The 12,668-nt window shown below is 71.0% G+C and carries 10 protein-coding genes; 8 read left to right on the top strand and 2 right to left on the bottom strand.

Features of this window, described 5'->3' with window-relative positions; genetic code table 11:
* Positions 1-113: 113 nt before the first annotated feature.
* Entirely contained in the window at positions 114-854 is a 741-nt protein-coding gene (locus V2J63_RS05550) for a GntR family transcriptional regulator (protein ID WP_491062217.1), read from the bottom strand.
* A 171-nt stretch (positions 855-1,025) separates the two neighbouring features.
* On the opposite strand from V2J63_RS05550, the gene V2J63_RS05555 reads away from it, so the two are divergent.
* From V2J63_RS05555 to V2J63_RS05585, 7 genes are all read left to right on the top strand, one after another.
* The gene (locus V2J63_RS05555; protein WP_331230012.1) at positions 1,026-2,297 is read left to right on the top strand and encodes an iron-containing alcohol dehydrogenase; all 1,272 of its coding nucleotides are present in this window, start codon (positions 1,026-1,028) and stop codon (positions 2,295-2,297) included.
* Positions 2,298-2,305: 8 nt separating this feature from the next.
* Positions 2,306-3,772, top strand: coding sequence for an NAD-dependent succinate-semialdehyde dehydrogenase (locus V2J63_RS05560; RefSeq protein WP_491062221.1), 1,467 nt, complete (start codon positions 2,306-2,308; stop codon positions 3,770-3,772).
* 62 nt (positions 3,773-3,834) lie between these two features.
* Positions 3,835-5,271 (top strand): extracellular solute-binding protein, encoded by a 1,437-nt coding sequence (locus tag V2J63_RS05565; RefSeq protein WP_331230014.1) that lies wholly within the window; start codon positions 3,835-3,837, stop codon positions 5,269-5,271.
* 7 nt (positions 5,272-5,278) lie between these two features.
* Positions 5,279-6,217 carry a carbohydrate ABC transporter permease gene (locus V2J63_RS05570; RefSeq protein ID WP_331230015.1) on the top strand — a complete coding sequence of 313 codons (939 nt, stop codon included), beginning with the start codon at positions 5,279-5,281 and terminating at the stop codon, positions 6,215-6,217.
* Entirely contained in the window at positions 6,217-7,128 is a 912-nt protein-coding gene (locus tag V2J63_RS05575; protein ID WP_331230016.1) for a carbohydrate ABC transporter permease, read from the top strand. The genes V2J63_RS05570 and V2J63_RS05575 overlap by 1 nt, the downstream gene beginning before the upstream one ends.
* The gene (locus V2J63_RS05580) at positions 7,128-8,192 is read left to right on the top strand and encodes an ABC transporter ATP-binding protein (protein WP_331230017.1); all 1,065 of its coding nucleotides are present in this window, start codon (positions 7,128-7,130) and stop codon (positions 8,190-8,192) included. The genes V2J63_RS05575 and V2J63_RS05580 overlap by 1 nt, the downstream gene beginning before the upstream one ends.
* On the top strand, positions 8,192-9,268 hold the full coding sequence (locus tag V2J63_RS05585; protein WP_331230018.1) for an ABC transporter ATP-binding protein: 1,077 nt from the start codon (positions 8,192-8,194) through the stop codon (positions 9,266-9,268). The genes V2J63_RS05580 and V2J63_RS05585 overlap by 1 nt, the downstream gene beginning before the upstream one ends.
* 19 nt (positions 9,269-9,287) lie before the next feature.
* On the opposite strand, the gene V2J63_RS05590 is transcribed toward V2J63_RS05585, so the two are convergent.
* On the bottom strand, positions 9,288-11,651 hold the full coding sequence (locus tag V2J63_RS05590) for an FdhF/YdeP family oxidoreductase (RefSeq protein ID WP_331230019.1): 2,364 nt from the start codon (positions 11,649-11,651) through the stop codon (positions 9,288-9,290).
* A 75-nt stretch (positions 11,652-11,726) separates the two neighbouring features.
* Here V2J63_RS05590 and fdhD point away from each other — a divergent pair, with 75 nt between their 5' ends.
* On the top strand, positions 11,727-12,572 hold the full coding sequence (gene fdhD, locus V2J63_RS05595) for a formate dehydrogenase accessory sulfurtransferase FdhD (RefSeq protein ID WP_331230020.1): 846 nt from the start codon (positions 11,727-11,729) through the stop codon (positions 12,570-12,572).
* Positions 12,573-12,668: the final 96 nt, after the last annotated feature.

The following is a 12,668-nucleotide window of genomic DNA, read 5'->3' on the forward strand; positions in this document are numbered from 1 at the left end:
TCTCCTCGCACTCAACGTTGGGTGTGGGGTGGCGCTCGGCCACGTCGGACGAGCAGATCGGATCGGATCGGATCCGATCATATGCGCAAGGATCGCGCGCCGCGGCCCGTCCGTCAAGCCCCGGTTGCGGACCTTCCCGGCGTCGGGGCGTCGTCGAACAGCGGACGGAACCGGTCGGCCGAGAGCAGGATGTGCTGACGCATGGCGTAGGCCGCCGCATCGGGGTCGCGCGCCGCGATGGCGGCGAGGATCTCGTCGTGCTCGCCCATGGCCAGGTAGGTGACCTGGGTGTCGTAGAGCAGCCGGAACAGGTGCACGTGCGTGTGCAGCCGGGCGAGCGCCTCGCGGACGAGCTGGTTCCCCGCACTGCGCGCAACGAGGTCGTGGAAGGCGGCGTCGCGCAGGCCGAAGGCGCCGTAGGCCATCGGCTCGTCACCCTTCTCCAGCTCCGCCATCTCGTCGAGCAGCCGGTAGAGCTCGCTGACCTGCGACGTAGTGGCTCGTTCCGCCGCGCGGCGAGCGGCCGCGGGTTCGAGCAGCAAGCGGATCTCGAGCATGTCGTCGAACCGCTCACGGGTGATCTGGGGCGGGATCCGGTAGCCGGCGTGTGGCACCCGGACGACCAGCCCGTCGGCCTCCATGCGGTTGAGGGCGTCGCGGATCGGCGTCTGCGAGACCCCCAGCTCGCGCGCGAGGGCGTCGATCGTGACGCGCGAGTCGGGCACGATGCGCGACGACATGAGCTGACGGAGCAGCGTGTCGTGCACCTCGTCGGCGAGCCGTCCGTGGGATCGCGCGTGCGGCTGCGTGCCGCGGGTCCCACGGTCCCGTCCGATCGTCGCTCCTTCGTCCACAGGTGGGTGCCGCCTTTCATCTCGTTGGCGATCATGGTTGACAGCAGCCGCTTGCCTGCTCCATGATCTTCGCACATCAGATCGTATAGGAAATCAGGGCGTCGTCTCTTGCGCATTGTCGCGCATCGGCCCCGCTAGTTCCTCCTCCGACTGTCTATCTCTGGAGTCTCCATGAGCATGCTCGGCGTCCTGCGTGGGCCTCGGCAGGTTGTGTTCGGCGCCGGGCAGCGGCGCGCCCTGGGGACGCTGACCGCGGCCCTCGGTTCCCGCGCGCTCGTCTGTACCGACGCCCGTTTCGGTGAGACGGCCGAGTTCGCCGAGCTCGTCGGGCTGCTCGAGGGTGCGGGTGTGCGGGTGACGGTGTTCGCCGAGGTGCTGCCGGATGTCCCGGTCCACCAGGTGACCCAGTGCGCCGCGCTCGCCGCGGACGCCGCCCCGGACGTCGTCATCGGGATGGGCGGAGGCAGCTGCCTCGATCTCGCCAAGGCGGTGGCCGTGCTCCTCACTCACGGTGGCGAGCCGTCGGACTACTACGGCGAGTACAGGGTCCCCGGGCCGGTGATGCCTGTCGTGGCCCTGCCGACCACCGCCGGGACCGGGTCGGAGGTCACGCCCGTGGCCGTCCTCACCGATCCCAAGCGCGTCAGCAAGGTGGGCATCTCCAGCCCGTACCTCATCCCGCACACGGCCGTGTGCGACCCGGAGCTCACCGCCGGCTGCCCGCCGGGTCTCACGGCGAGCGCGGGTGCTGACGCCCTGTCGCACGGGATCGAGGCCTTCACCGCGGTGCGCCGCCCGGTGACCACCGAGCTGGCGACCGAGCGCGTCTTCGTCGGCAAGAACGAGCTGACGGACTCCTACGCCCTCATGGCCGTCCGGCTCATCGGGGGCAGCCTGCAGCGTGCCTGGTCGGACCCGAGCGACACGGGTGCTCGTGAGGCGATGATGCTCGCCGCCACCGCCGGCGGGTTCGCCCTCGGCACGGCCGGCACGGCGGCGGCGCACGCGATCCAGTACCCGGTCGGCGCCCTGACGCACACCCCGCACGGGATCGGGGTCGGGGTCCTGCTGCCCTACGTCATGGAGTTCAACCGACCCGTGCGCGTCCCGGAGCTCGCCGCTGTCGCGCGGGCGATGGGTGCGTCCCCGGAGGCGTCCGACGAGGACCTGGCCGACGAGGCGATCGACCGGGTCTCGGCCCTGCTCGCCTCGGTGGGGATCCCGGCCACCCTCGCGGATCTCGGGCTGCCGGGCGACCGGCTGCGCTGGACGGCCGAGCAGGCGCTGGGGGCCGCGCGGCTCGTCGCGAACAACCCGCGTCCGCTCGACGTCGACGCCCTGGAGCAGATCGTCCGCGCCGCGTACACCGGTGACCGGGCGGCCCTGCGCGAGCCCCGAGGGTCATCCTCGCCGGACCTCACCACGACAGCAGGTGCCCGATGAGCAGCACGATGCACGAGTCCATGCGTCCCGTCCTCGACCGCCTCGACGTGCCCACCGACCTGCTGGTCGCCGGTGCCTGGCGCGGGGGCTCGGGCGGGGGACGGATCGACGTCCGCGATCCCGCGTCGGGTGCGGTGCTGGCGTCGGTCGCCGACGCGGGCATCCGTGACGCCGAGGCGGCGGTCGACGCCGCGGCCGCGGCCGCGGCCGGATGGGCGGCCACGGCGCCCCGCGCCCGAGGTGAGCTGCTGCTGCGCGCCTTCACGCTCATGCACGAGAGGAGCGAGGAGCTCGCCCTGCTCATCAGCCTCGAGAACGGCAAGTCGCTCGCGGACGCGCGCTCCGAGGTGACCTATGCCGCCGAGTTCTTCCGCTGGTACGCCGAGGAGGGTGTCCGGCTGCGGGGCCAGGTGGGCCGCTCCCCGAGCGGGGCCAACCGGCTGCTGGTCACGCACCAGCCCGTCGGCATCAGCGTGCTCATCACCCCGTGGAACTTCCCCGCGGCCATGGCGACCCGCAAGATCGCGCCGGCCCTGGCCGCCGGGTGCACCGCGATCCTCAAGCCGGCCACCGAGACGCCCCTGACGGCGCTCGCCGTGGCAGCCCTGCTGCAGGAGGCCGGGCTACCACCCGGTGTGCTCAACGTCGTCACGACGACCCAGCCCGGTCCCGTCGTCGAGACGATGCTCACCGACCGCCGGACGCGCATGCTGTCCTTCACCGGGTCGACGGAGATCGGCCGCCGCCTGCTGCGCACCGCCGCCGACCAGGTGCTCAAGTGCGGGATGGAGCTCGGCGGCAACGCCCCCTTCGTCGTCCTCGCCGACGCGGACGTCGACGCGGCGGTCGAGGGCGCGATGATCGCGAAGATGCGCAACGGCGGCCAGGCGTGCACCGCCGCGAACAGGTTCTTCGTGCAGGGGCCGGTTCACGACTCGTTCGTCGAGGGTCTCGTCGCCCAGATGGCCGCGGTCCGGGTCGGCCCGGGCTCCGACGAAAGCACCCAGTGCGGCCCGCTCATCAACGAGGAGGCCGTGCGCAAGGTCGACGAGCTCGTCCGGGACGCCCTCGACCGGGGCGCCCGCGCCGTGCTGGGCGGGCGCCCCGGAGACGGGGCGGGCTGCTTCTACCCCCCGACGGTGCTGGTCGACGTACCGCCGGAGGCCCGCGTCCTCCACGAGGAGATCTTCGGACCTGTCGCCCCGGTGGTCCGCTTCGAGCGGGAGGAGGAGATGCTGGCGATGGTCAACGACACCGAGTACGGCCTCGTGAGCTACCTCTACACGGGCGACCTCGGCCGCGGCCTGCGTCTGGCGGAGGGCATCGAGAGCGGCATGGTCGGCCTCAACCGCGGGATCGTCTCCGACCCGGCGGCGCCCTTCGGCGGCACCAAGCAGAGCGGCTTGGGGCGCGAGGGGAGCACCGAGGGACTGCTCGAGTTCATGGAGGCCCAGTACATAGCGACGTCCTGGTGACGCCGGACCGCGCGTCAGCAACACATCCAGCAACATCCCCGATGCAGGAAGCAGGAGAACTGATGAGCAACGTGCAGCGAGACCGACGTAGTTCTCGCCACAGCCGCAAGGTGCGGGCGGCGGCGGCGGCCACGTTCGTCGCCATGACCCTCGCGGCCTGCGGCGGCGGCGGCGACGACCCCGACGGCGAGGGCGGGGAGACCGCGGACGCGAGCGGTCCCGCGGCGCCTGCGACGATCCCCGAGCTCACCGACGAGCCACTGGACCTCAGCTTCATCTGGTTCGAGTGGCCCCCCGCTCAGCTGCTCGAGGACTTCGCGAACGCGGAGTACACCAAGGAGCGGCCGAACGTGACCGTCACGGTCAACACCGTGCCGAACGCGAACTGGCACGACGCGATGTTCACGCAGTTCGCCGCGCGACAGACGGACTTCGACATCGCGGTCCTCGACTCGCAGCACATCGGCGAGGCCGTGACGAACGGCAACATCCTCGACATCACCGACTTCATCAACGAGAACATCGAGACCGACGCCTACGACCCGTACCTCCTCGCCGCCTACGGCCAGTACCCCCAGGCCGAGACGGGGCAGCGTGACGAGAGCGCCAAGATGTACGGACTCCCGCTGCTCGGCGACACCTGGACGATGATCTACCGCAAGGACCTCATCGGTGACGAGCCCCCCGAGACCTGGGACGAGATGATCGACGTCGCCGCGCAGTGCCAGGCGGACAACCCGGGCGTCAGCGGACTGGCCTTCCACCAGGCCAACGGCTCCGACGCCGCGGCGGTCACCTACAACACCGTGAACGCCCTTTACGGCGGCAACCTCTGGAACCGGGAGGAGGGCCAGATCGAGGGCGTCATCAACGACGAGGCCGGGCAGAAGGCGATGGACGTCCTCGTCAACGAGATGAAGCCGCTGACCGCGACCGGCTCGGGCAACTGGTTCATCGACGAGGTCAACGCGGCAGTCGCGCAGGGCACCGCGTGCATCGCGTTCAACTGGATCGCTGCCAGTGGCGGCCTGCTCGACCCGGCGCAGACGGTGCTCGGCGAGACGCGCGAGGAGATCCTCGAGAACCTCGGCTTCGCCACCCTGCCGACGCAGGAGACGGACCTCGTGCCGCTCGGCGGCATGGGGATGCACATCTCGGCCTACGCCCCTGACGACCGTGTCGCTGAGGCCCTCAACTTCATGCGGTGGTTCGAGCAGGAGGACATCCAGAAGAAGTGGGCCGCGGCCGGCGGCGTGCCGTCGCGCACGGACGCCCTCGAGTCCCCGGAGTTCCTCGAGGCGGGACCGTTCAACCAGGTCTACGCCGACTCCGTCTCCCGGCAGCGGGACATGTGGAACGTGCCCGAGTACGCCCGCCTCATCGACATCGAGAACACCAACGTCAACGCGGCCCTCAACGGGGCCAAGGAGCCCGAGACGGCGCTCGACGACATCGCCAGGGAGCAGCAGTCCGTGCTGGACGGCGACGGCGGGCTGTGAGTCGACCATGACGACGTCGATCGACGCCCCGGTGCAGGAGGCAGCAGCCGTGCCTCCTGCACCGGGGCGGTCCCCCCGCGTGCGTGACCGCGGCCTCGCCGTTGCCTTCATCTCGCCGGCGATGCTCCTGCTGCTCGGCATGTCGGTCTTCCCGTTGCTGTGGGCCCTGTACCTGTCGTTCACGGACTACTCGGCCACGAGCACCGTGCCCGGCAGCTTCGTCGGGTTCGCGAACTACGCCGACGTCCTGACGTCGTCGGAGGTCCACACGCGAGCGCTGACGACGGCGCTGTTCGTCGCCGGTGCGGTGATCCTGCAGACCGTGCTGGGCTTCTCCATCGCGTACCTGATCTCGCGGCGGACGCGGGGGCGCGGGCTGCTGACCACGCTCTTCCTCGTCCCGATGATGCTCTCGCCGGTCGTCGTCGGGCTGTTCTGGCGCTTCATGCTCGACGCGCAGTTCGGCGTGGTCAACAGCATCCTCGGCTCCCTCGGGATCGAGCCGGTGGAGTGGCTCACCCAGCAGCGGATGGCGCTGATCTCCCTCGTCCTCGTCGACACCTGGCAGTGGACGCCGTTCATCATGCTCATCGCGCTCGCCGGGCTCACCGCGGTGCCCAAGTACCTGTACGAGGCAGCGTCCATCGACCGGGCCTCGGAGTGGTTCCGGTTCCGCAACATCACCCTGCCGATGGTGTGGCCGCTGCTCCTCATCGCGGTGATGTTCCGTGCCATCGAGGCCTTCCGCCAGTTCGACCTCGTGTACGTCCTCACGAACGGCGGACCAGGGGTGTCCACGGAGACGTTGTCGTTCCACGTCTACAAGGTCGCGTTCCTCGGCTTCCGCACCGGGACCGCGTCGGCGTACGGGATCCTCATGGTCATCGTCGTCATCGTCCTGGCGCAGTTCTACCTGCGCTACCTCAACAAGCTCAAGGAGGGCTGATGGCGATCTCCGTCGACGAGGCCGTACCCGGCCCCGTCACCCGCGGCTCGACCCGGGCGCGCCGGGGGAACGCCGGCAGGGTCCGCTCCGCGATCGAGATCGCGTTGCTGCTCCTGCTCATCGGCTCCCTGCTCTTCCCCGTCGTGTGGATGCTCGAGACGTCGATCAAGACCGGCCAGGACATCTACGCGGTCCCGGCGAAGTTCTTCAGCTTCGACGTCACCCTGCAGCACTACAGGGACGTCTTCGTCGGCCCGAACGGTGGCGCCTCGGACCTGTCCCAGTCGTTCCTCAACTCGGTCGTCGTGGCCGGGTCGTCGACCGTACTGGCCACCCTGCTCGGTGTCCCCGCGGCCTGGGCCTACTCACGGTTCACCCTCAAGGCCAAGAAGGACCAGCTCTTCTTCATCCTCTCCACCCGGTTCATGCCGCCCGTCGTCGTCGTCATCCCGGTCTTCCTCATGTACCGCGAGCTGGGACTCATCGACACCAGGCTCGGCCTCATCCTCATCTACACGGCGTTCAACCTCCCCTTCACGATCTGGATGATGAAGGGGTTCGTGGACGAGGTGCCCGCGGAGTACGAGGACGCCGCGATGCTCGACGGCTACACCCGCCTGCAGGCGTTCCACAAGTTCACCCTGCCCCTGCTCGTCCCCGGCATCGCTGCGACGGCGGTCTTCGCGCTCATCTTCTCCTGGAACGAGTTCGTCTATGCCATCTTCCTCACGTCCAGCCAGGAGGTGCGGACGGCCCCACCGGCCATCGCCGGCCTCATCGGGGGCACGACGGTGAACTGGGGGCTGGTCGCCGCCTCTGCCGTCGTGTTCGCGCTGCCGGTGCTCGTCTTCGCCTACCTCGTGCGCAAGCACCTCGTCGCCGGCGTGACCCTCGGGGCGGTGCGACGCTGATGGCGGGCATCGAGGTCACCTCCCTCCACAAGCAGTACCCGGACGGCACGGTGGCGGTGGAGCACGTCGACCTGTCGATCGGCGACGGCGAGCTCTTCGTCATGCTCGGACCGTCGGGGTGCGGTAAGACGACGACGCTGCGGGCCATGGCGGGTCTGGAGCGGCAGACGTCGGGCGACATCCGCATCGGGGACAAACTGGTCAACGACCTGCCGCCCGCCGAGCGGGACATCGCGATGGTGTTCCAGTTCTACGCCCTCTACCCGCACCTCAAGACGTGGGACAACCTCGCCTTCCCGCTGCGCGCCGAGGGCATGCCCAAGGCGGAGATCCGCGAACGTGTCGACGAGGCCGCCCGGATGATGCAGCTCGGCGCGCTCCTGGACCGCAAGCCGCACCGGCTGTCCGGCGGGGAGCAGCAGCGGGTCGCGCTGGCCCGGGCCCTCGTGCGGAGGCCGCGTGCCTTCCTCATGGACGAGCCGCTCACCAACCTTGACGCCGAGCTGCGTGCGGACACGCGCACCGAGATCAAGCACCTCCAGGCCGAGCTCGGCACGACGATGGTGTACGTCACGCACGACCAGGTCGAGGCGATGTCGCTCGGGCATCGCATCGCCATCCTCAACAAGGGTCGGGTGGAGCAGGTCGGGACGCCCCTGGAGGTCTACGACCGCCCGGCGAGCCTGTTCTGTGCCGCCTTCATCGGCTCCCCGCCGATGAACCTCTTCGAGGTCGAGGTCGCCGACGGTGCGCTGCGTGCGGCGGGTGGGCTCGCGCTCGCTCCGCCGCCAGGGCTGGGGCGCGACCGCCCGCTCGTCGCAGGCGTGCGGCCCGAGGCGCTGGAGATCACCGCGGCCGGGACTGACGGGACCGTGCCGGGACGGGTGGTGTCCGTCGAGGTCCTGGGCGACGAGATCATCTACGTCGTCGCCAGCGGGGGGCGTGACGTCCGCGTGCGGATGCCTCCTACCAACCGCTTCGGACCCGAGGCGGCGGTGGGTCTGCGGCACACCGGCGGGACCCCGCCGGTCTACGACTCGAGCACGGAAGAGCTGGTGGCCTGATGGGAACGGTGGCCGCGTACGGGCTTCGTAAGTCCTTCGGTGAGGTGCAGGCGCTCGACGGGGTGACGCTGGAGGTGCCGGACGGCGCGTTCTTCGTCGTCCTGGGGCCCTCCGGCGCGGGCAAGACGACGACCCTGCGGTCGATCGCCGGGCTCGAGAAGCTCGATGCGGGCTCGGTGCACATCGACGGCAGGGACGCGACCGGGGACACCCCGGCCGCGCGCGACCTGGCGATGGTGTTCCAGAGCTACGCCCTCTACCCGCGCAAGACGGTCTTCGACAACATCGCCTCGCCGCTGCGCGCCCGGCGCGCCTCGTCCGCGGAGATCACCGCCGCGGTGGAGCAGGTCTCGGGCCTGCTGCACATCGAGCGGCTGCTCAAGCGCAAGCCCGCCCAGCTCTCGGGAGGTGAGATGCAGCGCGTCGCACTCGCCCGTGCGCTCGTCCGCAACCCGCGCGCGTTCCTCATGGACGAGCCGCTGACGAACCTCGACCTCAAGCTCCGGGTCGAGATGCGCACCGAGCTCACCCGGATCCACCGCAGCCTCGGCGGCACGTTCGTCTACGTGACGAACGACCAGGTCGAGGCCCTGTCCATGGCCGACCAGGTCGCGGTGCTCCGGGAGGGCAAGGTCCAGCAGGTCGGGACCCCGACCGAGGTGTACGACCGCCCGGCCAACCAGTGGGTCGCCGGCTTCGTCGGGAGCCCGCGGATCAGCCTGCTCGCGTGCCACGCCCAGGGGGACCGGCTCGTCGGGGCGGAGGGCTGGACGCTCCCACGGCCGCGGTGGACGACGGCGGAGGACGGCCGTCCGCTCATGCTCGGCGTGCGCGCCGAGGACCTGTCGGTCGAGGCGCGCGGGGACGCGGCGCTCGCCGGGGAGCTCTACGGGCTCGAGCCGCTCGGCGACCGCACCGTCGTCGACGTCAAGGTGGGCAAGGAGATGCTCAAGGTCAAGGCGCGGCCGACCGTCACCGGCACCCTCGGCGAGCGCATGCAGGTCACCATCGACCTCGACCGTGCGCACCTCTTCGACGCGGGCACCGGGCTGACGCTGTCCGAGGTGGGCCGGTAGGGGATCGTTGGCCCCTCTCCTACGAGGCCGCCGCCTCGGCGCGTCGGTCGAGCCGGATGACGACCGACTTGCTGGTGGGGGTGTTGGACCCGTCAGCCGTCGAGTCGAGGGGCACGAGCACATTGGTCTCCGGGAAGTAGGCGGCGGCGCAGCCCCGTGCGGTGTCGTAGCCGACGACGCGGAAGCTTGTCGCACGGCGCTCGACCCCGTCGGTGAACTCCGAGACGAGGTCGACGACGTCGCCGTCGGCCACCCCCAGGTCCGCGAGGTCTGCCGGGTTGACGAGGACGACGCGTCGGCCGCCGCTGATCCCCCGGTAGCGGTCGTCGTTGCCGTAGACCGTGGTGTTGTACTGGTCGTGCGAGCGCAGGGTCTGCAGCAGCAGGCGGCCGGGCGGGACCCGGGGCCACCACAGCGGCGTCGTCGTGAACCCGGCACGCGTGCTCGCCGTGTCGAACGTCCGGCTCTCGTGCGGTCCGTGCGGCAGCCGGAAGCCGCCCGGGTCGTCGATGCGCTGCTCGTAGTCGGTGAAGCCGGGGACGACCGCCTCGATGTGCCGGCGGATCACCCGGTAGTCGTCCTCCATCGCCTGCCAGTCGACGTGGGGCGTTCCCCGCCTCGGACGTCCGTGCTCGTCGTGGAACAGCGCCCGGGCGAGCCGGCAGACGATCGCGATCTCGGAGAGCAGATCGCCCGACGGCGGGGTGAGGTGCCCCTGGGAGGCGTGCACCATCGACATGGAGTCCTCGACGGTCACCCGCTGGCGGCCGGACCGCTGGACGTCGAGGTCCGAGCGGCCCAGGGTCGGCAGGATGAGCGCGGTCCCGCCGGGCGCCAGGTGCGAGTGGTTGAGCTTGGTGCTGACCTGCACCGTCATCTCGCACGACCGCAGCGCCGCCTCGGTCACCGCGGTGTCCGGCGCGGCCTTGAGGAAGTTGCCGCCCATCGCCATGAAGAAGCGCACCCGGCCGTCGCGCATCGAGCGGATGGTGTCGACGGTGTCGAACCCGTCGTCGCGCGGGCTCGAGAAGGCGAACTCCTTCTCGAGCGCGTCGAGGAAGGAGGCGGGCATCCGCTCGAAGATGCCCATGGTCCGGTCGCCCTGGACGTTCGAGTGCCCCCGCACCGGGAGCAGCCCGGCGCCGGGCCGGCCGAGGTTCCCCTGGAGCAGGACGACGTTGACGATCTCCGCGATCGTCGCGACCGAGTGCTTGTGCTGGGTCAGTCCCATCGCCCACGCGACGACCGTCCGCCTCGAGGCGAGCAGGTGCTCCCCGACCTCGCGCAGCTGTTTCTCCCGCAGCCCGGTGGCCTGCTCGATGTCGGCCCACGGTGTCGCGCGCACCTCGGCGAGGTAGTCCTCGAGGCCCTCGGTGTGCGCCTCGAGGAAGGCGTGGTCGAGGACGGTGCTCATCCCGACGGTGTGCCGCCCCGCGTCCTCGGCTTCGAGCAGGACCTTGGCCAGCCCGCGGAAGACCCCGAGGTCTCCACCGAGGCGCACCTGGAGGTGGATGTCGGCGAGGGAGGTCCCGGGCCCGACCATGCCGCGCACGGTCTGCGGGTTGCGGTAGTGCAGCAGACCCGCCTCGGGCAGGGGGTTGATGGCGACGATGACCGCGCCGGCGCGCTTGGCCTTCTCGAGCGACGTGAGCATCCGGGGGTGGTTGGTGCCCGGGTTCTGCCCGGCGATGAGGATGACCTTCGCCGTCTCGACGTCCGGCAGGGTGACCGAGCCCTTCCCGATCCCGATGCTGCGGACCAGCGCCGTGCCCGAGGACTCGTGGCACATGTTCGAGCAGTCGGGCAGGTTGTTGGTGCCGAGGCCGCGGACCATGAGCTGGTAGCAGAACGCGGCCTCGTTCGACGTCCGGCCCGACGTGTAGAACGCCGCCTGGTCGGGGCTCTCGAGGCTGCGGAGCATGGCCGCGATGCGCGCGAACGCGTGCTCCCACGTCGTCGGCCGGTAGTGGGTGTCGCCGGGCTCGCGGAGCATCGGCGTGGTGATCCGGCCCAGCCGGTTGAGGTGGTAGTCGTCCATCGCGTAGAGCTCGTCGATCGAGTGCTCGGCGAAGACGGCCGGCTTCACGCGCTTGCGGGTGGCCTCTGACGCGAGCGCCTTGGCCCCGTTCTCGCAGAACTCGGCGTGGCTGCGCTCACCCGCCGCCGGGTCCGGCCACGCGCAGCTCATGCAGTCGACACCACCGGGCTGGTTGAGCTTGAGCAGCCCGGAGGCCGTCTTCGCCGGGCCCAGCTCGCGCAGCGAGTGCCGCATCGCCGAGACGACGGCGGGGAGTCCCGCGGAGGTCCGCTTCGGCGGCGTGACGTGCAGGTCTGCGGGATCGGTCCGGTGCTCGGGACGGTCGCTCGTCGGCGGCGTTGCCATCGGGCCATCCTAGGCGTGACGCGCCGCCGTGGCGCGGACCCGGGTGCGGCCCGCGCCATGGGAGAAGATGCGGCCATGACACGGGTGACCAAGCGCTGGCCGGTGCGCCGGATGACCGGGGCGGGCACCGTCCAGCGGGTGGACGTCCTCGCGGGGGAGGAGCCGCTGGAGATCGGGCTGCACGGCACACCCTTCACCGTGACGATGCGCACGCCGGGTCACGACTTCGACCTCGTCGCCGGCTTCCTCGTCTCCGAGGGGGTGGTCCGCGCCCCGGAGGACATCGTGCGGATGGACTACCGCACCGGGATCGGGGCCGACGGCCTGCGGGACTTCAACGTCGTCGACGTGCGCCTGGCCGCGGGCGTGGCGCTCCCCAGCCCCGCGGCGCAGCGCAACGTCTACACCTCGAGCAGCTGCGGGGTGTGCGGCACGGCGTCCATCGAGGGGGTGCGCAAGGTCTCCGCCTTCGCCGTCGAGCCCCACCGCGGCGTCGTCCGGCTCGACCACCTCCTGGCGCTGCCGGAGCGGCTGCGGGAGCGCCAGGAGCTGTTCGGGCGCACCGGCGGCGTGCACGCGGCCGGGCTGTTCGTCCCGGGGGCGGACGACGGCACGCCGCCGGCGCTCGCCTGCCTGCGCGAGGACGTGGGCCGGCACAACTGCGTCGACAAGGTCGTCGGCTGGGCGCTGCGCGAGGGGATGCTGCCCGCCGCGGGCGCCGTCCTGCAGGTCTCGGGCCGCGCATCGTTCGAGCTGGTCCAGAAGGCCGCGATGGCCGGCATCCCGGTGCTGTCGGCAGTGTCCGCGCCGTCGGCCCTCGCGGTGGAGCTCGCGGAGGAGGCCGGGCTGACCCTCGTGGCCTTCAACCGTGGCACGCAGCTCAACGCCTACACCCACGCGCACCGGATCCGTCCGGCCTGACGACGGCGGTGGCGGCGGATGAGCTGCGCACCACCGACCCGCGCAGCGCCGTGACCCGTCGCGACGCACGGGCAGGGCGAGCGCCGCGGGGGCTCC

It is taken from the genome of Georgenia wangjunii (assembly GCF_036421975.1).
GTDB classification, from domain to species: domain Bacteria; phylum Actinomycetota; class Actinomycetes; order Actinomycetales; family Actinomycetaceae; genus Georgenia_A; species Georgenia_A wangjunii.